At 48.8% G+C, this 22,244-nt stretch carries 17 protein-coding genes; 9 read left to right on the top strand and 8 right to left on the bottom strand.

Going from position 1 to position 22,244, the window contains the following annotated elements:
• Window positions 1–22: 22 nt before the first annotated feature.
• Window positions 23–2,512 (top strand): hypothetical protein, encoded by a 2,490-nt coding sequence (locus tag PRUB_RS05745; RefSeq protein WP_010386906.1) that lies wholly within the window; start codon window positions 23–25, stop codon window positions 2,510–2,512.
• On the opposite strand, the gene PRUB_RS05740 is transcribed toward PRUB_RS05745, so the two are convergent.
• Entirely contained in the window at window positions 2,509–3,348 is an 840-nt protein-coding gene (locus PRUB_RS05740; RefSeq protein ID WP_155946181.1) for an AraC family transcriptional regulator, read from the bottom strand. The genes PRUB_RS05745 and PRUB_RS05740 overlap by 4 nt on opposite strands.
• Window positions 3,349–3,443: 95 nt before the next feature.
• On the opposite strand from PRUB_RS05740, the gene PRUB_RS05735 reads away from it, so the two are divergent.
• The 4 genes from PRUB_RS05735 to PRUB_RS05720 all read left to right on the top strand — a co-directional run bounded on the left by PRUB_RS05735 (window position 3,444) and on the right by PRUB_RS05720 (window position 8,479).
• The gene (locus PRUB_RS05735) at window positions 3,444–4,196 is read left to right on the top strand and encodes an HAD-IIB family hydrolase (RefSeq protein WP_010386909.1); all 753 of its coding nucleotides are present in this window, start codon (window positions 3,444–3,446) and stop codon (window positions 4,194–4,196) included.
• 73 nt (window positions 4,197–4,269) lie between these two features.
• A complete protein-coding gene (locus tag PRUB_RS05730; protein ID WP_010386910.1) occupies window positions 4,270–5,862 on the top strand; it encodes an ABC-F family ATPase in 1,593 nt (530 codons plus the stop codon).
• A gap of 257 nt (window positions 5,863–6,119) precedes the next feature.
• Entirely contained in the window at window positions 6,120–7,778 is a 1,659-nt protein-coding gene (locus tag PRUB_RS05725) for an SUMF1/EgtB/PvdO family nonheme iron enzyme (RefSeq protein ID WP_242065218.1), read from the top strand.
• Between the two features lie 329 nt (window positions 7,779–8,107).
• Window positions 8,108–8,479 (top strand): hypothetical protein, encoded by a 372-nt coding sequence (locus PRUB_RS05720; protein WP_010386912.1) that lies wholly within the window; start codon window positions 8,108–8,110, stop codon window positions 8,477–8,479.
• A 99-nt stretch (window positions 8,480–8,578) separates the two neighbouring features.
• Here PRUB_RS05720 and PRUB_RS05715 read toward each other — a convergent pair whose 3' ends face one another.
• Complete coding sequence (locus tag PRUB_RS05715) at window positions 8,579–10,114, bottom strand: hypothetical protein (protein ID WP_010386913.1); 1,536 nt, start codon at window positions 10,112–10,114, stop codon at window positions 8,579–8,581.
• A gap of 390 nt (window positions 10,115–10,504) precedes the next feature.
• Between PRUB_RS05715 and PRUB_RS05710 the strand changes: the two genes are divergently transcribed.
• From PRUB_RS05710 to PRUB_RS05695, 4 genes are all read left to right on the top strand, one after another.
• Window positions 10,505–11,773: a sterol desaturase family protein gene (locus tag PRUB_RS05710; RefSeq protein ID WP_010386914.1), complete on the top strand. Its 1,269-nt coding sequence runs from the start codon at window positions 10,505–10,507 to the stop codon at window positions 11,771–11,773.
• A gap of 44 nt (window positions 11,774–11,817) precedes the next feature.
• Window positions 11,818–12,561 carry a DUF1295 domain-containing protein gene (locus PRUB_RS05705; RefSeq protein ID WP_010386915.1) on the top strand — a complete coding sequence of 248 codons (744 nt, stop codon included), beginning with the start codon at window positions 11,818–11,820 and terminating at the stop codon, window positions 12,559–12,561.
• A 128-nt stretch (window positions 12,562–12,689) separates the two neighbouring features.
• Complete coding sequence (locus PRUB_RS05700; RefSeq protein WP_198452317.1) at window positions 12,690–12,998, top strand: hypothetical protein; 309 nt, start codon at window positions 12,690–12,692, stop codon at window positions 12,996–12,998.
• Between the two features lie 44 nt (window positions 12,999–13,042).
• Complete coding sequence (locus PRUB_RS05695; protein WP_010386915.1) at window positions 13,043–13,786, top strand: DUF1295 domain-containing protein; 744 nt, start codon at window positions 13,043–13,045, stop codon at window positions 13,784–13,786.
• Between the two features lie 223 nt (window positions 13,787–14,009).
• Here PRUB_RS05695 and PRUB_RS05690 read toward each other — a convergent pair whose 3' ends face one another.
• The 6 genes from PRUB_RS05690 to PRUB_RS05665 form a co-directional block, all read right to left on the bottom strand.
• On the bottom strand, window positions 14,010–15,848 hold the full coding sequence (locus tag PRUB_RS05690; RefSeq protein WP_010386917.1) for a winged helix-turn-helix domain-containing protein: 1,839 nt from the start codon (window positions 15,846–15,848) through the stop codon (window positions 14,010–14,012).
• A gap of 62 nt (window positions 15,849–15,910) precedes the next feature.
• Window positions 15,911–16,288, bottom strand: a complete 378-nt coding sequence (locus PRUB_RS05685) for an MmcQ/YjbR family DNA-binding protein (RefSeq protein WP_010386918.1) — start codon at window positions 16,286–16,288, stop codon at window positions 15,911–15,913.
• Between the two features lie 62 nt (window positions 16,289–16,350).
• Complete coding sequence (locus PRUB_RS05680; protein ID WP_155946180.1) at window positions 16,351–16,998, bottom strand: GNAT family N-acetyltransferase; 648 nt, start codon at window positions 16,996–16,998, stop codon at window positions 16,351–16,353.
• A gap of 115 nt (window positions 16,999–17,113) precedes the next feature.
• Window positions 17,114–17,569: a GNAT family N-acetyltransferase gene (locus tag PRUB_RS05675; RefSeq protein ID WP_010386920.1), complete on the bottom strand. Its 456-nt coding sequence runs from the start codon at window positions 17,567–17,569 to the stop codon at window positions 17,114–17,116.
• A gap of 196 nt (window positions 17,570–17,765) precedes the next feature.
• Window positions 17,766–21,065: a VPS10 domain-containing protein gene (locus PRUB_RS05670; RefSeq protein ID WP_010386921.1), complete on the bottom strand. Its 3,300-nt coding sequence runs from the start codon at window positions 21,063–21,065 to the stop codon at window positions 17,766–17,768.
• Window positions 21,066–21,471: 406 nt separating this feature from the next.
• On the bottom strand, window positions 21,472–22,113 hold the full coding sequence (locus PRUB_RS05665; protein ID WP_010386922.1) for a LysE family translocator: 642 nt from the start codon (window positions 22,111–22,113) through the stop codon (window positions 21,472–21,474).
• Between the last annotated feature and the right edge of the window lie 131 nt (window positions 22,114–22,244).

The following is a 22,244-nucleotide window of genomic DNA, read 5'->3' as shown; positions in this document are numbered from 1 at the left end:
CCGGCCCAGCCGGGCCTTTACCATGCAGTATCTATACGTTTTATTCTTTCTATTGTCATTTTTTTGCACGCACACTTCAGCCCGGGAAGTAGGCGATATTGCGGACTTTGTGTTTGCGGATCTGTATGTCGACCAGCAGAACTTTCCCGAAGGGGCAGAATTACTCACCGACAACTACGAAGATTATTATTTATCCCAGAATAATCTCAATGCCCTGCTCGTTAGCCACCTCATTATAGACCCGTCAGGCAAACGCTTGTCCGGTGAACTCTGGGGTGAGAAAATCGATATTGAACTGGATGAAACACACTGGGTTACGTTAGATGGAGAGCCTCATATCCAGCTTGACATGCTGGCGGCACTCGGCATTGAATCAGACTTTAATACGCGCACTCAGGTGCTGGTTTTTGACACCCGGGAAAGACACCCCAGCTCACAGGAAAAAAAACGCGAGGCACGAAAAAATATCCTTGCTGCAATGCAGCGAAAACGCGCCAACCAGCTTGTTTTGAACGACCAGTATCAATGGTACACAGCACCTTATGTCGATGTGCAACTGTCTGCATCGGATAGCAAACAAAATTCCAGCGCTTCAGCCTATGTTTCTGTTAATCAGGATTTAGCGCACCATCAGGCACAAATCATATTCACAGACTCTGACAACGATAAACGCAATGGGCGCTTTCAGCTCTCCCGCAGTCTCACAGAGCTCAGCGAATATCAGTTTGGCGATTTGCAGGGTATCACAGGCGCACTGCTGCAAACCGGCGGAAGCGGTCTGGGCGTGCAATATGGGGCGACGCACAGCAGCGCGAGTAAACCTCTCATCATCCAGGGCTATGCGGAACCTGGCAGTGACGTCGAGCTCTATCGCAATGATGTGCTATTTGACCTGGTGCGGGTAACAGCCAATGGTCAGTACCGCTTTCGGCCGCTCCAGGTGTTTAACTCGAATCACAGTTATCACTTGATGATCCAGTCGCCAGACGGAAAACGCGTTCGCCGGGCAGTCACCCATCAGGCGCACTCTGGCTATAAACCCGGGCAGTGGTATACCAACTTAACGGCCTACACAACCAAAGCATCAATACTCAAAAAAAGACGTTTTAACCCACAGGAAAAATACTTCAACTCACAATTGAACTATGTCGCCAGTGCCCGGGACGAAATAAACCTTGGTGGCGAATGGCTGGAAAACCCCCGCCAGAAAACATTCTTATGGTATCTGGGCTGGGAGCGGGCAAATAGAGCAACCGATGCCAAATGGAGCCTCAAAGCGGGCGGACATGAGCAGTTCCACTATGATCTGAAATGGCTGACCCCACTGAGTACCACACAAACTTTAAGCCTTGCGTCCCAGCGTGGTTATGGTCAGTTTGGTAAGGAAAATATCAATACGCTGAATTATGAGCAGACATTCAATCGCTGGCAGCTTAGTTCAACTTTAGGCCTCAGCCAGATAAATGAATTACATTATAAATCTGTTGATGGCTACCTCAGCTACCAGGCCGACTCAGGCAGTGTCAGCACAAACGTCAGTCAAATTAGGGGAGATGACGCGCATGAGCAGCAATACTCTATGATTGGTAGCCTGTTTGGCAATTGGGGCAGAGCGAGGTTTAATTGGAACAAGTCAACCGGCTTGTTTGAACAACATTCACTGGCGCTCAGTTACGCCAATCAGTTCAACGGCTATCACGGCTCTTTGCAACTGCGCCGCTCCTTCACTCAGCGCCGTAATGCCACGTCTTTTACATTGTCAAAAACCTTCGATGCGATGGCTGTCAATGCCAGTGCCACCTACCATGAAAGCAATGGCTGGCAATTTGGCTTGTCTTGCTCATTTTCGTTTTACGGTTCAAGACCGCTTAGCACCATCAGCAGCCAAAGTGGTCGACAGAGCAGCTCTGTCAAACTGCGCGCGTTTTATGATCGTAATAACAATCAACGTTTTGATGAACAAGACCAGTATTTACCTGATATTGCCGTGATGATGCATGGCAACAAGGTTGACACTGTTTCTCATCCACAAGCCAGAACAGTGCTTCACCTACCCGCAAATCGTCCTGTGACACTGGAAGTAGAACACAATGAGTTGGACGTCCTGTACTTACAACCTCAGTTTGGACTCATAGAAGCCGACCTGCATCCAGGTGCTCAGCCCATTGTTGACGTCCCTTTTCACCTGCAATTCGAAGCTGAGGGCATCATTTCCCTGCGTAATGACGACGGCAAACTTGCAGACCTCACTGGCCGGGTGGCGCTGCAACTGACCCGAGAAACCAGCGGTGAACAAACCATCATCTACACAGAATCAGATGGCTTTTTCTTTTTTGACAAGTTAAAGCAGGGAAAATATCACCTAGAAGTCTCTCCACACTACTTGGCCCAAAAAACGCTTACCTGTGACCCTTGCCAGTTACGCTTTACGCTGGATGAAAACAGCGAACAGCTGGTCATACTGGATGATTTGACACTGTTTCCAACTCCCCCAACGCAACCCAAAAGCTAACGCTTACGCCAACTAAACTGACGCCGATAGGCACTGGGTGTCATACCTGTTTGTGCTTTAAAAAACTGATTAAAGTAGGCTGCACTGACAAAGCCGCATTGTTGTGCCACCACCCCAATAGGCCGATGCTCAGTTGCCAGTAAATGCTGGGCACGCTGACAGCGCAGTAGCGCGCAATATTGAGAAAAAGAACAGCCAAGTTCTTGCTGAAACCACCGTTTTAACGTCGCAGTGCTGACATTGATATGCGCTGCACACTGAGCCTGACTGGGTGGATTGTCAACCTGACTGGCAATGAAGGCCTGAACACGCGCTAACCGTTCTGAGATACGCGAATGAGCAAGCCGGATCCCTTTGGCAGGACGGGCGCGCAGCTCCGTCAGTATCTCACATAGCAAAGTCAACCGACCAACCGGGCTTGCCTTGTGAAGCGCCAGACACTGTTCACGCACCTGCTCAGCAGCATCCCGACTGAAGACCAGCCCACTTTCAATACGCTCAAGCCAGCCTTGCAAGTCTGCCAGCTCCGCAATGGCGCAGTCCAATAGTGCCTTAGGCCATAGCACGACCACAACCAGCTCAGCCGTATCATTGGGTGCCTGACTGTCCCAGGTATGGGGCACTCCGGGTGCCACCAACGCCAGGTCAATGTCATCAAATTCATGAATGGCAGTACCGATAAATCCACTGCCCTGTGCTCCGATAGTCAGGATCAGTTCGAAGCAATCATGCTGATGCCACTCAAACATGACCTTTTGTTTTTCGATGTATTTAACTTGTACAGATTGATTCAGTGCAAATCGGATCGGTACGGGTTTTCCGGTATTGACGGTCAATTGGAGCCAATATATATAAACAATGAGCTAATAACTAAAATATTAAGTGGTTAGTTTGGCAAAGTAAACGCTCTCTTTTGTACCTGGATGTAACGATGAATTTTGTTTTTGATTTAGATGGCACGACCGTATTCCAAGCCCAACGCATGCATGACGACATAAGGGATGGCCTGTTAGCACTTGAGCGCAGTGGTGGCAACGTATACTTCGCCACAGCCCGACCACTAAGAGATACGCTCCCCGTCTTCCCTGAGTGCTTCTGGCACCACCCTATTATTGGCTGCAATGGCGCTATGTTCAGTCAAAACAAAGCGGTGGTCAAAGCACACAGCTTCGACCCGGCTCAGGTGGGAGCCTTACTTGCTTGGCTCGACAACCACCAGATAGCGTATTTATTTGACGGCCACTGGCAGTATGCCATCTCCGATAAGCCTCATCATTTTCATCAGCATGTGGCCGAGCTCGGTGTCCCGCCAGGCTGCAATCAGACCCTAAGACATGAGCCCATAGTCAAACTCCTGATCCTGGAAGATGAGCATCATGATCAGGTCAAGCTCATGTGCGAGCAGACCCTGAACAGCTTTGAAATCTATCATCATAATGGCCACCATTGTTTTGATCTGGTGCCCGCACGCAGCAACAAGCTCACAGCGCTGCTAGAGCTTGGCCTGAATATGCAGCAAACCGTGTGTTTTGGTAACGATGTCAACGACATTGCAATGCTGGAAGCCGCCCAGCAAGCTTATGTTGTCGGTGAACAGATCACACCGAATTGTGAGTACGTTCAATTAACCGAGCAAACAGTCGCGTTGAGCCTACACCAGTTAGCAAATAATCTTTGTGTATAAACCCGCACCTTGCTCCCCCCCTGCCGCGATTTAATGCTAAAATCGCGGCAATTGAATTTAATGAGCACCCCTTATGCTGTCTTGTAACAACATCACCATGCAGTTTGGCGCTAAGCCACTGTTTGAAAATATCTCGGTTAAATTTGGCGACGGTAATCGCTATGGTCTGATCGGCGCCAATGGCTGTGGTAAATCAACCTTTATGAAGATCCTCAGCAAAGAGCTTGAAGCCAGCGCAGGTAACGTGTCTTATGACCCGAATGAGCGCATTGCCAAGCTGAACCAGGATCAGTTTGCCTACGAAGAATTCTCAGTGGTCGATACCGTTATCATGGGCCACAAAGAGCTGTGGGAAATCAAACAAGAACGTGACCGCATTTATGCTTTGCCGGAGATGAGTGAAGAAGACGGCATGAAAGTGGCGGATCTGGAAACCCAATTTGCCGAAATGGATGGGTATGCGGCTGAAGCCAAAGCGGGTGAGCTGCTGTTAGGCGTGGGCATTCCGACAGAACAACATTACGGACCTATGTCAGAAGTGGCTCCGGGCTGGAAACTGCGAGTGCTGCTGGCACAAGTACTGTTTGCCGAACCGGACATCATGCTGCTCGACGAACCAACCAACAACCTCGACATCTATACCATCAAGTGGCTGGAAGATGTACTAAACCAGCGCGACTGCACCATGATCATCATCTCGCACGACCGTCACTTCCTGAATTCTGTGTGTACGCATATGGCTGATATCGACTACGGCGAGTTACGCATTTACCCGGGCAACTACGACGAATATATGCTTGCAGCCACTCAGGCGCGGGAACGTCTGCTAGCTGACAACGCTAAGAAAAAAGCCCAGATAACTGAACTTCAACAGTTTGTATCACGCTTCTCGGCAAACGCTTCAAAAGCGAAGCAGGCTACATCGCGTGCCAAGCAAATTGACAAGATCCAGCTGGAAGAAGTTAAAGCGTCGAGCCGTCAGAATCCGTTTATTCGCTTCGAACAGTCCAAACAGCTATTCCGGAATGCACTGGAGCTGGAAACCCTGTCACAAGGCTATGAAGACGTGCTGTTCAGCGGCCTCAATGGCCTGGTTGAGGTGGGTGAAAAAGTCGCGATCATCGGTGAAAACGGCGTGGGTAAAACCACCCTGCTGAATACCCTGGCTGGCCGCATGGCGCCAAAATCGGGGGCGTTTAAATGGTCAGAAAATGCCAACATTGGTTACTATGCTCAGGATCACGCGGACGAGTTCGAGAAAGACCTGGACCTGTTCCAGTGGATGGAGCAATGGCAACAGGAAGGTGACGACGAGCAGGTGGTTCGCGGTTTCCTCGGTCGTATGTTGTTCTCGCAAAACGACATTAAGAAATCAGTGAAAGTGATTTCCGGAGGTGAGCAGGGCCGAATGCTGTTTGGCAAACTGATGATGCACAAGCCAAACATTCTGCTGATGGATGAGCCAACTAACCACATGGACATGGAGTCTATCGAATCACTGAATATGGCACTGGAGCAATACGAAGGCACCTTGTTCTTCGTATCGCACGACCGCCAGTTCGTCTCCTCTTTGGCGACTCGTATCTGGGAAATCAAAGACGGTCAGATCATTGACTTCCAGGGCACCTACGACGAGTACCTGGCAAAACAGGCCGCAGAGCAATAAAGAGGATTGTCTGGCCGCGCCCTGCGGCCAGACGCTCCACACAAATAACGTGTTTCTTTTGCATTTTCACCTTGTTTCCTATTTCATCTCTGTCTGGTAGTTCAGATAAAAATAAGTACTAGATTCAGAATTTTGCGTGCAATTTCATAGCCTAATCGTTCTAAAATATTTCTATTTTCATCACTTTGTAAAAATTCGCTAGGATTTCTCCTCTCCAGGTTAGGCATGATGAAGCCGTCTTTTTTACAGGAAAAATAATGATGAAAGCGACTCTTCCCTATTCCACCAGCTTACTGCTACTGGCCAGTACACCCGCGTTAGCCGGCAAACCTCTTACGCCCATTGAACCCATCATGGTGACTGTCCCGACGGGCAGCTTTGACATGGGCAGTACAGAAAGCGAAAACAGTCAACCTGTCCATACTGTTACCCTGCCCGAGTTTAGCCTGGGGAAATACGAGGTCACCGTCAGAGAGTATCGACGCTTTATTGAGGCCACCGGCTTTCAAGCTCCGCAGGCGTGCTATCATCAGCTGGACAACTGGTTCATCGGCAACACGCCCGGCAGCTGGGATAATAACAGCTTGACTCATAATGAGTTTCAGCCTGCTATTTGCGTAAGCTGGGCAGGCGCAAAAGCCTATGTTGACTGGCTGGCAAAAACGACCGGGAAACCCTACCGTTTGCCCAGTGAAGCAGAATGGGAATATGCGGCACGCGGCGCTGCCACAAGTCGGTTTTATTTTGGCAATGACCCGAAACACCCTTCTGTCTGTCAGTATGAGAACACCGCCGACCTGAGTGGCGAAGATGAGCTGCAACGCACCACTAACAGCTCTTATGTCAATTTCGTTGATGGCTTTGCCGATTGTGTTGATCATGCGACCTATGCCAGCGTCGTCGGCATGTACAAACCAAACCCTTATGGTCTGCATGATATGCTGAGCAATGTTGCAGAGTTTATGGGTGATTGCTACGAAGACAACTACAATAATGCCTACCCCGATGGTCGCACATTCCTGTCAGAACAATGTGAAACGCGCGCTACGCGCGGCAGCAGCTGGCACTGGAATATCTGGCCTGTGACACAACGCGGCGGGATGCCTGAAGACTTTGCGGGTGCCGCCGAGGGCTTTCGCATCGCATTGGATGGCCAGGCTCCCAAGCTAAGCAAAGCAACTCGTCAGTTCCAGCAGCAGCTCGCCTTTGCGCAACAGCAGGAACAAAAACGCCGGGATCAGCAGTTTGCTTATCCCCAGCCTGTCACTAACCTGACGCTTTCCCAAACCGATGGTAAAACGATGCTCAGCTGGGATAGCAGCAAAGAAGCCGATATTTTTGGCTACCGGGTTTATCGTAATTACAGCGCAGGCTCTATGTTTGAGCTGATTGCCGACAACGTCATCGACACGCAGTTTATCGATGCCAATGCCTCACCCAATATTTACGAATATGCTGTGGTAGCCGTACGTCGCAATCTGCAAAGCAACTACAGCAATCTGGTCAAAACCCAAGGTAAAACGCTTACAGTACCGGGCCGCATCGAAGCTGAATATGCGCACGCCGTCACTGGCGCGAATACCGACAGAACCTCAGATACGGAGGGAAGATTCAATCTGACCGGTGGCGGTGGCATTGCCGAAGGTGCTGAGATTGACTACCAGATCACTGTCAATCAGAGTGGTCACTATCGTCTGAGTTATCGGATTGCCGGACCACGTGATGGCAAAGGCTTTTCTGTCAAAATCAACGGGAAAACGGTTTCAAAACACGCGGTCAGGGGCACCGGTGGCTATCATGACTGGCAAACACAACAAGGAGAGCGTGTTTACCTGAGCGCAGGCGAGCATACGCTGAAACTTCAGTCCCACGACACCAACTGGAAACTCAACTGGCTAGCGCTGAATCGCGACTAACCATTAAAGCAGGGGAAACCAAGTTTCCCCTGTGCTTGTAACCTGCTCTGTTAAGGTCAGTATTCACCCAAAAATTGCAATAACATAACGAAAACGCGCCCCATAAGTTTGCCCATTCATTGAAATAAGCGCTACTTTTTAACATAGGCCTGAAAAAGCGTTTCTAACTTTGATTAACCAGCAGACTGTATGGAAAATGACTTAACATGCTAATCAAATATTGCCTCTTACTCACCCTCTTTTTCTGTTCATCGGGCTTAGGTGCGCGCTCGCTCTGTGACAGTCCTCAGTATCATGCTTTTGATTTCTGGATAGGGGAATGGCGGGTCATGTCAAAGGGGCAGTTTGCAGGCAATAGTAAAATCACCAAAATACTCAACGGCTGTGTCATTTTAGAGGAATATCAGGCAGTCTCTGGTTATAAAGGTAAGAGTTTGAATATCTTTGATAAACAACAGCAACACTGGCATCAAAGCTGGACCGACAATGCCGGTTTGCTGCTGCAACTTAATGGCAACCGCTATAACGACGGCATGGTATTGCAAGGCCCGGGGCTGGATAGCGAAGGCAAGCCTGTTTTACACCGTATCACCTGGCAGCCGAAAAAGAATGACACAGTACACCAGCACTGGCAGTCCTCAGGCAATGAGGGCAAGTCCTGGGAAACGCTGTTTTATGGTATTTATCATAAGATCCAATAAGCGTTATAAACTCTGCTTAACAGCTCATCATGACAATAGTGCGCATTAATAATTCTTTAAGAAGAGCACCGACAAGTCTGTGCTCTTCGCGTTTACCCATTACTGTGGGGGTATCGCAGGCCAGTAGCCCAATACAAAGTTGTCCATTTCACCTTTAATACTGACGTTACCATAAGCACGCACTCTAACCAGAATCCGATACAGTGCTTTGCTGGAGTCAACCGGGAATACATTATGCAGCGCAAAGCTGCCAACGCCCAGGATACGCTCTTCACAGAAACTGTCTTTGCCTCCTCCCATGTAATACACATCTGTACAGACTCTGACAGGAGTGTCTTTCTCTGCTTCTTGCAGTTGCACAGCAAGCTGAGTATAGACTTTGTCTGCATAATACTGATTGCCCCAACCGAAGTAATGAGTAAAACCCGCTTGACGCCAGGGGCTCATCTCAAAACCCAGGCTTTGCTCACCACTGAGCACCTGTTGGCTCTGATTAACCAAGGTTACATCTTGTGGTGTACTGGTTTCAAAGCCACCCGTATCGGTTTCAAAACCAGACGTAGCAATGGTCACCAGGCCATCTGATAAGCTGGTCCCTGAATGCAGTGTAAGACTATTTAATAATACCGCTCCATCAGACTCAATACGCAGTTCGGCAGATGTAATATCGGTTGTCAGACCGTCCTTTCCTAAATCAACAATAACGGGTATCAAGGCAGTGCTATTGGGCGCGATGTAAAAACCGGGCGCAAACGCGGCGCTATGATCGCCACTGCGGAACTGCTTTTGATAGCTGGCACTGGCATAAAGTTGCGCACTCACTGGTTGGGAGCCTGGGTTAGTGATACTCGCCTGATAAATAACATACTCAGGGTAAGTGTGAGAATATTCCGGTTCTGGTAACACAAAGCGCGTTTTGTAGCTGCCATTACTGGATTGAGCCAAACGCAAACTCGTCACTTCATTTGAGTGAGTTAAGGTCGGAGCATCGCTGAAAAAGGTATCGACCTGTGCCTCTGTCAGCTCGGAGAAGTCCCTTCCTTGCCAAAACAGATCCACCTGAGCATTGCTTTGATGGCTGCCCTCTTCGAGTGTTATTTCAAGATTGTCCAGATAGACGGTTTCATTGGGTAAAGCGTAGCTGTCAATAAACCAGGTAACTTTGTGAATGGCTTTGCCCGCAGGCAAGGTTACCTGGCAGTCATGGGAATAAATACTGTCCTGATAGGTGGGTACTTCATCATTACGTGAAACATAAGACTCGTACACATTGCCATCGGCATATTCTATCTCAAACACACACTGCACTAGGGTGTAGGGGTTACGGCTTTCACTATCGGATAGTGGCATCGCAATATCAAACGACGCATTCAAACGACTCACCTTGGGGAGCGTTCGCATGATCAGCGCCTCAGTACCGACCCGATAATGGCCTTCGCTGGTCATCGCCAGACTCTTTGCTCCGCTGATAGGTGACAGCGGAGTTGCTGCAAACTGGCTCAATGCGCCGTCTGCTACAAACAGACCGACATAGCCATCATCAAAATTCTGACTAACCAGTGTTGTTGTGTCTGAAGCCTGAACCGCTGCGGCAGACGCCATCAACCCTAGTAGGGGTAATACATATTTAGTCATTGTTTTCATTTCCTTTTTTATATCCCGCACACCGTATCGGCCTGTACTGAAAAACATTGAGCAAATACTCCATTTTTATTCCTAATCAAAAATGAGCATGGAATCTTTATTCCACATCCATTTTCTATTCACATTTAAAAAACACAACGTTAACCACCACTCTCTATTAAGCACTCGCCTACAACCCTTGTATACAAAGGGGGTAAGGTGTAATAGCAAGGAACAGCAAACAAAATTAGTGAAATTAAGGATAAATCAATGTTAATATAAATTTACAAAGTTATTTTATTCCATATGTCGATGCTTATGATATACGCATCATAAAAAGACAGCAGATCTGTTGGCTGCTGCCCTCAACTAATTAATAAGACAACACACTAAGGGATTAACATGGATCTCAACTTTACCGAAGAAGTAATGTATACCCTGCCCTTTTATCTGGGCCCGCTTTTTATTCTGGCAACCATCAATTTTTTGCGAAAGCAAAAAAACTACCGCCTCAATGACACCCTGACCAATGCCACCATTGCACTGGGCAATCTGGGGTTGTCGTTTATCTTTTTACTCGCCGTGGTTGCCCTGTACACCCTGGTCTACAACGAGTACAGACTGGTCGATCTGGATCAGAGCAACCCGCTGATTTATTTACTCGCATTCTTAGTTTATGACTTTTTGTATTACTGGAACCACCGCTTCCATCATATGATAGGGCTATTCTGGGCCGACCATCTGGTACACCATACGGCGGAGAATTTTAATTTTGGCGTATCCATTCGGATCAGCTATTTCACCGAGCTGACCATGTGGATGACCTTTATCCCCATGGCATTTATGGGCATTTCGCTGGAAGTATTCCTGGCCGCCAGCTATACCCAAATTATCTGGGCATTTTGTATTCACACCAAATACCTGAAAAAGACCCCTCGCGCAGACAAAATTTTTAATACCCCCTCTTTGCACCGCGTCCATCATGCGCGTAACCGTCAGTATATAGACAAGAACTATGGGGGCATCTTAATCATCTGGGATCGTCTGTTTGGCACCTATCAGCGAGAACTGGAGAGTGACCCGGTGGTATACGGCGTGCGCGAATCGTACCCCAGCTTTAGTCCACTGGTGATCAATTCCTATTATCTCAAAACCATCTGGCAAAAAATTAAATGTTCACGCTCTGTGTTTGAGGTGCTTTGCTCTGTTTTTGCGCCACCCGCCTGGCTTCCTAAAAACGCCAATAAAGCCGATTTTTACTCGCTCACCGCCAAAGTAAAATCCAAGGACTTCAAGCCAAAAGACCCTTACATCTGTAAGCGTACTAAGTGGACTGCTTTCGTACGCTTTAGCAGTATTGTGGTGCTGTTTACCTATCTGATGAGTTATTTTGGTGAGCTACCTACATTACCTTTAGTGAGCCTGTCCCTGCTGTTTTTCTGGCTATGTCACTTTAATGGTTTAGTGTTCGATGGCGCCAAACTAGGCCTTCCTATGGAGGCCGTCACACAAGTGTTATATGGCCTCATTTTGTACTGGGCTATTGAAACCGATCAAGCGGCCTGGATCACCATAGGGACTGCCACACTGGCACTAATATCTCTATGTAACTATGTCATCTACCGCACCCGTCCAGCTGCGCCAGTGGAACTCAGCGCAGAGCTCCAGTAGATGATATCGACTAAAGCTAAGTTAATATGATTGAAGGAAAAAATATGGAAACAATAAATCAGAACTCGGACAGTCAAAGTGCCGGTGGTGGGGTCAATCGCGAGCATGGCCGAACCATAGCGCAAAGGTGGACCTTTGTCGGCCTGCACTTTGGCTTAGTGCTCTTTTGCGCCTGGCTGGCAGTAGCTGACGGCTGGACGCTGATTGGCCAAGTATTTGGCCAACAATGGACGCTGGTAGATAACGACAGAGCCCTGCTCATGCTGGCCTGTGTGTTTGTCTACTGGCTGCGTCATGCTATTACAGTACTCTACCTGCTACAACGCAGAATTGACTGGGGAGAAGCTTTGGGTTTGCTGTGCTTCATGGCCTTTTTCGAAATAGGCCTGTTACTTGTCGGCGGTGGCGCATTCAGAAGCGAAGTGATCCCATTTGGTACCCTGGACATAGTGGCGTTGGTTCTGCTGGCCGTTGGCTCATATCTGAACAGTGGATCTGAGATCCAACGAAAATGGTGGAAACAAAACCCGGCAAACAAAGGCCAGTGCTACACAGAGGGCCTGTTCAAGCATTCAATGCACATCAACTATTTTGGGGATGTCGTGCTGTTCACCGGTTGGTGCTTACTGAGTTATAACTACTGGACGTTATTACTGCCCTTCTTTATGGCGTACTCGTTTATCAGTTTCCATATTCCGGCACTCGATGGCTACTTGTCTGAACGTTATGGCGAGAAGTTCGACCAATACGCAGCCAAAACCAAAAAGCTGATCCCCTTCGTCTACTAATACCAACCAATAAAGCCGATTTTTACTCGCTCACCGCCAAAGTAAAATCCAAGGACTTCAAGCCAAAAGACCCTTACATCTGTAAGCGTACTAAGTGGACTGCTTTCGTACGCTTTAGCAGTATTGTGGTGCTGTTTACCTATCTGATGAGTTATTTTGGTGAGCTACCTACATTACCTTTAGTGAGCCTGTCCCTGCTGTTTTTCTGGCTATGTCACTTTAATGGTTTAGTGTTCGATGGCGCCAAACTAGGCCTTCCTATGGAGGCCGTCACACAAGTGTTATATGGCCTCATTTTGTACTGGGCTATTGAAACCGATCAAGCGGCCTGGATCACCATAGGGACTGCCACACTGGCACTAATATCTCTATGTAACTATGTCATCTACCGCACCCGTCCAGCTGCGCCAGTGGAACTCAGCGCAGAGCTCCAGTAGATGATATCGACTAAAGCTAAGTTAATATGATTGAAGGAAAAAATATGGAAACAATAAATCAGAACTCGGACAGTCAAAGTGCCGGTGGTGGGGTCAATCGCGAGCATGGCCGAACCATAGCGCAAAGGTGGACCTTTGTCGGCCTGCACTTTGGCTTAGTGCTCTTTTGCGCCTGGCTGGCAGTAGCTGACGGCTGGACGCTGATTGGCCAAGTATTTGGCCAACAATGGACGCTGGTAGATAACGACAGAGCCCTGCTCATGCTGGCCTGTGTGTTTGTCTACTGGCTGCGTCATGCTATTACAGTACTCTACCTGCTACAACGCAGAATTGACTGGGGAGAAGCTTTGGGTTTGCTGTGCTTCATGGCCTTTTTCGAAATAGGCCTGTTACTTGTCGGCGGTGGCGCATTCAGAAGCGAAGTGATCCCATTTGGTACCCTGGACATAGTGGCGTTGGTTCTGCTGGCCGTTGGCTCATATCTGAACAGTGGATCTGAGATCCAACGAAAATGGTGGAAACAAAACCCGGCAAACAAAGGCCAGTGCTACACAGAGGGCCTGTTCAAGCATTCAATGCACATCAACTATTTTGGGGATGTCGTGCTGTTCACCGGTTGGTGCTTACTGAGTTATAACTACTGGACGTTATTACTGCCCTTCTTTATGGCGTACTCGTTTATCAGTTTCCATATTCCGGCACTCGATGGCTACTTGTCTGAACGTTATGGCGAGAAGTTCGACCAATACGCAGCCAAAACCAAAAAGCTGATCCCCTTCGTCTACTAATACCAACTTGCTTAATTAAGTGGTCTATTTTGAGGCGAGAAAATAGGGTCGATAACAAGGCAAAAATTTTGCTATTTAGTTGTTCTAAATGAGAAATTTTTAACACTGTTAGCGTCCTATTTGCTCCTTCAAATAGACCAGGTATTAAGTGAAATTGGTATAACCTTGCCTGTCAGGCTCAGCGGCACTCATCGCCTCTGAGTCTGACATGTACATCCCCTACCTATCTGCCTGCGGCCATCAAATTGAGTGCCAGCAACTGTGCTTCATTCTGCGTTCGCCAGTCTGACGTCGCATGCTCACTGATATACTGCGCATAGAAATCACTGTTCACGCCTGACTCAACTGGCATCTGACATAACAGCAACGCCACATCAAGACCAATTCGGCGCTCTCCAGACAACTGAGCCAGCTCAAAGGCACGCAACGCTAGGGGCAAAAGTTCAGCCTGAGTTTGCACGGCTGCCGCGTACATAACTGACAAATACGCATTTTCTGCATTATCCTGACGCACACTGGTGATCAGTGATTCGGCCTCCTCAAAACGCGCTTCACGCAAATAATAACGAACCAAAAATTTACGGCTGGACTGAGCCACCCAATGATTCGGTGTCAGTGCCGTATATTCCAGCACGCGCCGATAGTGTGGTTCTTTGTCAGCGGGTTTATCTGCAAAAATAGCATAGTGGAAAGGCACTTTAGCAAAGTGGTAAACCGGCAGCTCATAGTCCCGCATTTTCTCCTCTGCCAGCCTTAAATAATGATACTTGTCATCATCCTGCTGACTTTTGCTCGCCATTATCGACAAGTAAGTCAGCGCATCTAACTCCCTGGCAATGTCCTGTGTCTGTCGGGCCAGCTGTGCGGAATGCAGCAGGCTCGCTTTAACCTGCTCATAATCCCCCTGCAAATGATGCAACCAGGAACGACTGTGCAAGACGTCTGACTGAGCTCTCAGATCCTGGCTGATCCCCAGCGCCTGCAATGCGGCGTCCAGTCTTATCAGACTGAGGTCGACCAGGTTTTTGCGTAACAAAATCTCACCCTGATACGCCAGAGCGCGCCCCTCTTGCTGTGAGTTTGTCTGCGCTTTGGCCAGCACGGCCAGTTTTTCAGCCATGGCCATCGCTTTTTCTAATTCCTGTACATCCAGATACGCATTAACCAATGCTCCCAGCAGGATCAAATCTTTAGGTGTCCGCTGATGGGCCTGCGTCAACATGGCCAGCTTAAGGTCAGGTGAGTGGGCATGCTGCAACAAAGATGCAACGACCGGCTGACTGAGATGCTGATAGAGCTTCTGCTGCACGGCTTGTGCGCTTGCACCATGCAGCACCCCCTGCCACTGACCTGCCGGGCCTTTGAGCCAGAAAGTCAGATACCAAAGCGTATCAACCTGACGCACACTGGCTGTGAGGATCACCGGATGCTGCACTGCCACCTCAGGATACACCAGTTCCTGCGATGTTCTGAAATTCGCTGCAGAAAGCGTAGTCAGGGACGTAAAATCCAGCTGTTTGGTGTCTTGTAGTTGCCACAGTTCAGGCTCTGCGCCTTCAAATGGCAGATAAGTTATCGCAAAATGTGTCGATTGCGCTTCATCGCGCTGCATCACAAAGATAACCACCAGCAACACCAATAGGGATATAAGTGATACCCCCAGCCAGTTGCTGACCCTGTGGCGTGATGGAGCGTCAGCGGGTGTCGCGGTCACAGGCGTATGAACAGTGTCCTGAGAGGTGAGTGAGTGCGTTACCGGCGCGGTGTTCACGGCTGTTACCTGGCGCTGCCACTGGTAGCCTCGCTTGGCAAAGGTTTTGATCGCATCGTTGCCAAATAAGGCGCGTAAATGACTGATATTCTGAAACACCGCCTGTTCAGAGACGACTTTGCCTTGCCAGACCTGATCCAGAATTTCCTCTTTACTCAGTACTCTGTGAGTATTTGCCAGTAACAGGGCCAGTAATTTTGCTTCATTGTGGCGAATAGCAAGTGCGGTGCCTGCACGAAGCAAGATCAAATCAATACTGTCGAACTCAAAGTCATCGAACTGATAGCGCATAGTGTTATGTAATTGTTATTGTCCTCTTCGGCAACAAGAATAACCCAATTGTGATTAAAACACTAAAGGTGCAGCAACACAGCCTCTCGCTGTTTTTTGGGCATTTTCTGCACCACCAGTAGAAACGAATTATCGATCATACGCTCTATTTCTCCGCGAGGCACAGAGCCGTCCAGGATCACCGTATTCCAAAGTCGCTTATTCATGTGATAACCGGGGATCACAGCCTCAAAAATATCCCGCAATGCCTGCGCTTCATCCGGATCACACTTCAGGTTTAGCCACCAATGATGCGTTTCTCCTTCGTTATACCTGCCCGGTGACAAGGTGGCGAACATTTTGTCTTTCACTTTAAACACGTCCACACCCGGTCCAAAGGGTTGGCCGACGCTAGAGAAGGGTTTATTGAGCAGGTAAGTATGGGCGTGTGTATGGTCCATATTTTAATCCTTTAATGATGTTTAAGCACACCATACACGTTCAAACACCGACTGCCAATCCGCTAGATGACTGACTCACACTCTCCATATGCTGTGAAAATATGCTTGTAGAAATGCGCTTTGTGGGCCATCAATAATGCAGCATGCTTATGGGGAAAATCAAACTCGAATTGTTTGTCGTAGCCGAGCTCTGCCATTCGGGTCATCAGGCGTGCATTGTCAGCTCTGGGTTCCAGCACGATACGCTGAGTCTGTGGCTGACTCTGATAGATTAAATGGCTGAGGCTGGTCATCCAGCCGCGAAAATTCTCTGGCCCACGACAGCTTTGCTCACCCACTAATAGATGAATGCCACGATCATACTCTGACGCCTCGTAATAGTGTGCCAGTTTGTCTTTTGCCGCCCAGTATACTTCCAGATACGCAAAAGGCTGTTCATCCAGATAGCCTATCAAAGGCAAAGTGTGACCATCCGCCAGTTTATCACTCAAGTACTGCCATTGTTTTTCTTCACTCCAGGCTTGTTGCCAGAAGTGCGCAACCCGGGGGTCATTCATCCAGCGGCAAAAACGTGGCAAATCATCAGGGCTGATCAGCTTGAGTGAAAACTGTTTATTAAAATAAGGATTAAAATACTCGGCCAGCACGGCCCCCATTTCCCGGGGCTTGTCCTGCTCAAGTCCGGTAGACCATAAATTTAAGATATTCATAAATAAAATAGTAACTTTAGCGGATAACATCTATGAGACGAAGGCAACACGAACAAATTTATATCAGACACGCCAATGACACATCCATTTCTCATAACAACAATGCAGCCGATTTTTACTTTGCCTGAACCGGGCACTTTATAACGAACCCATTTTCTACATCCGATTTAAATCCCACCTTTTCATACAACTTATGCGCGCTGGCTCTGGTCGCGCCAGAGAACAACATCACCTTATAACACCGCTGTTCCCAGGCATATGACAACGCCTTTTCGAGCACCCGCTCGCTAAGCCCCTGACGACGAAACGATTCAGCGGTAATGACATGTTCAATAATGCCAAATGGGCGGCACCCATTCGTGAGTGTCGGTACCAAACCCAGCTGACAGGTTGATGCAAGCTGCCCGTCTACCTCGGCAACCACAATGCTGACGCCCGGGTTATTCAGCATCCCCGCCCAGGTCGATTCAAGCACCTGCTCGCTCATATGCGGATCATGACCACGTAACTCTTTATACAGCTTCATGATACCGGATAAATCTTGCTGTGTTGCTATTCGGATGTTTGCCATTTTTGCACCTCGTCCTTAATTTAATTTCAGTAAGCGTGTGTCCCAGGCCAGTATAAGCGCCACAAAACTCTGATTTACTTCACAGAGTGACCATTAATTTAACCGACTGGAGCTCAACATGTATACAGCTGTATTCCTCCATCAGATAAAAAGAAAGGGCTCTGCTGAGCCCTTTTCAATTCACTGAGAGAACAGATTAAATCTGCGGCAATGACTGGCCAGGGACCCAGGGAGCCCCTTTGGCTTGCAGTTGCTGTTCAAACGCAGGAATGGTCTCGTTCAGAATACTCTGCAACTCATTGCGGATCGCTCTGAGTTCTTCCGTAGCCAAATCCACGCTGGTACGAATAGCCGGAGTCGGGCCATATGTCGAGTAGCTGGTGCCAATCAGAGCATGGAACAGACGATCACCTACTGTAGCCGCGTTATTCCAGGCACCCACCTGGTTTTTAGCAGGGTTACCGTTCAGACGGCTATCCAGTGCCAGTAACTGGCTGCGGATAGTCGCAAACTGACTATCAAACTCACCCAGCTCGACGGACGTACGATCCAGCGACTGTTCAAGCATATCCAGACGCTTCACCGCTTTACCCAATGCCTGACCAGTGGCACTGGCTACGCGCTGTACATTGGCCAGCTCTTTCCAGAACGCCGCCACTTTTTCGCCATCAATGGCTTTGAGGGCATTGCGCTGGTGCAATTGCACTACTTTAAAGGTTTGCGGCGCCTCTAATTGAGTGATCTTGCCATCAACCTCTTTACTCATGCTAACGCTGTACGTGCCCGGCGTCACCAAAGGACCCTGTGGGTTAGGAGAAAAATAATTGCCCTGTATGCCGATGGCTTGATGCGCTGGCCAACGCAGGTCCCAGTTAACCCGATTCAGACCCTTTTTGGCCTTACCTTGTACCTTGCGGATCACATTGCCCTGCTCATCACGAATGGTGAACCAGATAGCCGGTTGTTGTTGACGCACCTCTGCTTCGAGTTTATCCCATGCTGGGACACCCACCGACTTGTCATCTTCTTTCAGCGCTTTTTCTGTTGCCTGACGCTGTGCCTTGAGGCTCTTGATGTCGTCTTTCAGATAGTAGGTAAAGGTAGCACCAAACTCCGGATTCGGCGCTCGGTATTTATTGCCCCCCTGAGTGCCCACGTCACCCCCACCGAGCGGGCTACGCTCGATGTACCATAGCGCATCACGGGTTGGGAATAGCACAGAGTCCTGCTCCAGTTTGTCTTCTGACAGGTTACGCAGCGCCCGATAGTCATCCAGAACAAAGAAACCCCGACCAAAGCTGGCACCCACCAGGTCATTTTCACGACGCTGGATAGCCAAGTCGCGGAACGAAATCGTCGGCACATTGCCGGTCAGCTCCACCCAACGCTTACCGCCATCGATTGTAAAGAACAAACCAAATTCAGTCCCAGCGAACAGCAGATCCGGGTCGATATGGTCTTGTACTACACGCCAAACCAGGTGCTTGTCAGGTAAATTGCTGGCAATAGACTTCCAGGATTTACCACGGTTAGTACTTTTTAGTAAGTAAGGCTTATAGTCGCCGAATTTGTGGTTATCCAGCGCGATATACACAGTATCAGGATCGAACAAGTCCGCTTTGATGTCATTAATAAATGCTGTATCTGGCACCCTAGGTAATCGTTTGACATCCACTTTACGCCAGGACTTCCCTCCATTTTCAGTGATCTGAATATGGCCATCGTCGGTACCGGCATACAGCAAACCTTCCACTAAGGGAGATTCAGACAAAGATGTAATGGTGCTATATTGTGACATCGCAAACATATCCCAGGCACCATCCCAGCCCTGCTTACCACCCATAATAGGCTGATGAATGCGTTCTCGGTTCTTTGTCAGATCACCTGAGATGGGTGTCCAGCTGTCACCTCGGTCTTCCGACTGCCACACCCTGTGTGAGGCAAAATATAACCGTGACGGTTTGTGTGGGCTGACCAGAATGGGGGCATCCCAGTTGAAGCGCTCAGGCTTTTCACCCTTACCCGGCTGAGGCTTAATATAAACTATCTCGCCTGTGGTGCGATCGTAGCGAGTCAGGTTGCCCTGCTGCCACTGCGCATACACAATGTCCGGGTTACCCGGCTCTGTGGCTGGCTGGTGACCATCTCCAAACAACACCACTTTCCAGTCAGTGTTGAGAATACCGTGACTGTTTAGAGTACGAGACGGGCCGCCCTGAGTATTGTTGTCCTGTGTCCCACCGTAAATATTATAAAACGGCTTATCGTCATCCAGTGCCAACTTGTAATACTGAGTCACAGGCAAGTTTTCGTGGTAGCGCCAGTGCACGCCACTGTCGAAACTTTCATATAAACCACCGTCAGACCCCACCATCATGTAGTTCTTATCACCGGCAATAAATTCCATAGCATGGTTATCGCCATGCTTGTCCTTTTCTTCCATCCGTTTAAATGATTTACCACCGTCTTTGGACTCATGCAAACGTACACCAGCCAGATAGATATGATCAAAATGATGAGGGCTGGCGTAGAGCTCCTGATAGTAATGTGGTCCGGTACCACCAGCAACGGCATCGGCTCCTTTAACCCAGGACGCACCCCGATCAGCAGAGCGGTACACGGCACCTGTACGGCGATTCAATTCAATGGCGGCGTACACGACATCTGGATCTATCGGGGAGACTTCAAGACCGATTTTACCCATTTCTCCTTTCGGTAACCCTTGCGCCAACTTTTGCCAGGTTTTGCCGCCATCGGTGGATTTATGCAACCCGGAACCCGGTCCCCCGCCATAATACGCCGCTACAGTACGATGCCGTTGCCAGGTAGCAGCATACAGTACGCTAGGATCACGTGGATCGATGGCCACATCGGTCACGCCAGTCCAGTCATTGTCTCCCAGCACTTTGTCCCAGGTTTTTCCGCCATCGGTGGTTTTGTACAAACCACGCTGACCTCCCTTACTCCACAGTGGACCCTGTGCGGCAACCCATAGTGTATTTGAGTCCGTTGGATGTACAATGATCTCTGAAATGTGACCAGAATTTTTCAGCCCCATATTGGTCCAACTTGCGCCACCATCATGGCTGACATAGATACCATCACCAAAGCTGACGTGGCGACCACCGACGTTTTCACCCGTGCCTACCCAAACGGTATTGCTGTTATTTGGGTCCAACACCACAGCCCCGATTGAGTAAACGGGCTGATCATCAAAAACGGGTTGCCAGGTCACCCCCGCATTATTCGTTTTCCATACTCCGCCGGAGCCAACCCCCACATACCAGACACTGGTATCCTTGGGGTCAATGGCGATATCAGCGATACGACCTGACATAAAGCCAGGACCAATATTTCTTAGCTCTAACCCTTTAAAAGTGGCAGCAGAAAGTACCCCTTCATCCCCTTTGGCAGCCAGCCCAGGTAAGCTACAGAGCGCAGTGGCTGCACCGAACAATGCGATACGCATAGTGCGGCCAAGTTTTAGTTGATGCATACATTTTCCCTATTTTTATTTTTGGATTACCCAGAGTGTTACAACATCACACTTTGAGAAACTTATTAACCGTATGTTACTTCCTTGATTGGTGCAATAAGTGTGCGTTGGCGCTCAAATAAAACGCGATAAAAACCCGAGAGAGAAACCTAAAGGTCAATTCCATACAAGAAAAAGGCATTTAGAGGCATGATTTATTTAGAAAAGTAACTCTTGAAGGAGCGTATTCGTTATGTCGGGCACAGTCTGTCTTACCCGCTGCTTACTGCCCCTCCCTGGTTCGATGTCGTCTGGCTCGAGCAGCTTTGTGAATGACTGTTAATAAGCCCGGGCAGTGGCTCAGGCAGTGCCTGAATGATTAAGCACCACACACCCGAAAAATTGTAGGTGTAAATAGGATCACATTCTAAACCCCAACAGGCTGCTTTTGCTTCATCAGGGCTACAGCCAGGCCAGAAGCGATAAATGTCGCACCGGCTCCCACATTCAGACCCAGCACAAAGCGAGGCTTATGTTGTAACCACGCCGATAAACGAGATGAGAACCCCCCCATCAGCGCAAACCCTGCTGCGGTCAGCAAGGCAAACCAGACACCATAGACGAGCATTTGAGTCGTGACTGAGCCCAACTCAGGGTTCACAAACTGCGGCACAAACGCCAGCACAAAAATACCCGGTTTAGGGTTCAGCGCGGCAGATAAGAAGCCCGTTGAGAAAATTCGCAACAATGGCTGAGACGGCGTATCGTGCAGTGAAAACAACTGACGGGTCCTGAGCACCTTTATACCCAGCCAGATAAGGTAAGCCGCTCCAACCAGCTTGACCACATAAAAGGCTATCTCCGAGGTTTGGATCAGTAAAGTCAGACCAAAGGTTGCCGCCAGAACATGAAACAAGATCCCCGCACCTGACGATAGCCCGGACACAATTGCCGCCAGCCGTCCCTGACTTAAACCGCGTGCTATTGCCAGCAAGTTATCAGGCCCGGGAGAGATCACCAGCAGCAGGCATGCCAGGGTATAGGTCAGGAAAACATCAAGTGGAAACATACAGGCTCCTTATTATGGGTGTTTACTGAGCCTATATCTTATCGGGACATCGCGTCAATCGATTACATATCAGCCAGAACAAGAAAAGGAGATTATTTAGGTCCACATACGCAAATGATAGTGGATATCAT

Origin of the sequence: Pseudoalteromonas rubra (assembly GCF_000238295.3) — a bacterium.
GTDB lineage: Bacteria > Pseudomonadota > Gammaproteobacteria > Enterobacterales > Alteromonadaceae > Pseudoalteromonas > Pseudoalteromonas rubra.
Note: the sequence above shows the minus strand (reverse complement) of the source record. Positions and strands in the feature narration are given on the sequence as shown.

Coding starts and splice junctions, on each gene's coding strand:
- PRUB_RS05745 (WP_010386906.1), top strand. CDS start 23: ATGCAGTATCTATACGTTTTATTCTTTCTATTGTCATTTTTTTGCACG.
- PRUB_RS05735 (WP_010386909.1), top strand. CDS start 3,444: ATGAATTTTGTTTTTGATTTAGATGGCACGACCGTATTCCAAGCCCAA.
- PRUB_RS05730 (WP_010386910.1), top strand. CDS start 4,270: ATGCTGTCTTGTAACAACATCACCATGCAGTTTGGCGCTAAGCCACTG.
- PRUB_RS05725 (WP_242065218.1), top strand. CDS start 6,120: ATGATGAAAGCGACTCTTCCCTATTCCACCAGCTTACTGCTACTGGCC.
- PRUB_RS05720 (WP_010386912.1), top strand. CDS start 8,108: ATGTCAAAGGGGCAGTTTGCAGGCAATAGTAAAATCACCAAAATACTC.
- PRUB_RS05715 (WP_010386913.1), bottom strand. CDS start 10,114: ATGACTAAATATGTATTACCCCTACTAGGGTTGATGGCGTCTGCCGCA.
- PRUB_RS05710 (WP_010386914.1), top strand. CDS start 10,505: ATGGATCTCAACTTTACCGAAGAAGTAATGTATACCCTGCCCTTTTAT.
- PRUB_RS05705 (WP_010386915.1), top strand. CDS start 11,818: ATGGAAACAATAAATCAGAACTCGGACAGTCAAAGTGCCGGTGGTGGG.
- PRUB_RS05695 (WP_010386915.1), top strand. CDS start 13,043: ATGGAAACAATAAATCAGAACTCGGACAGTCAAAGTGCCGGTGGTGGG.
- PRUB_RS05690 (WP_010386917.1), bottom strand. CDS start 15,848: ATGCGCTATCAGTTCGATGACTTTGAGTTCGACAGTATTGATTTGATC.
- PRUB_RS05685 (WP_010386918.1), bottom strand. CDS start 16,288: ATGGACCATACACACGCCCATACTTACCTGCTCAATAAACCCTTCTCT.
- PRUB_RS05680 (WP_155946180.1), bottom strand. CDS start 16,998: ATGAATATCTTAAATTTATGGTCTACCGGACTTGAGCAGGACAAGCCC.
- PRUB_RS05675 (WP_010386920.1), bottom strand. CDS start 17,569: ATGGCAAACATCCGAATAGCAACACAGCAAGATTTATCCGGTATCATG.
- PRUB_RS05670 (WP_010386921.1), bottom strand. CDS start 21,065: ATGCATCAACTAAAACTTGGCCGCACTATGCGTATCGCATTGTTCGGT.
- PRUB_RS05665 (WP_010386922.1), bottom strand. CDS start 22,113: ATGTTTCCACTTGATGTTTTCCTGACCTATACCCTGGCATGCCTGCTG.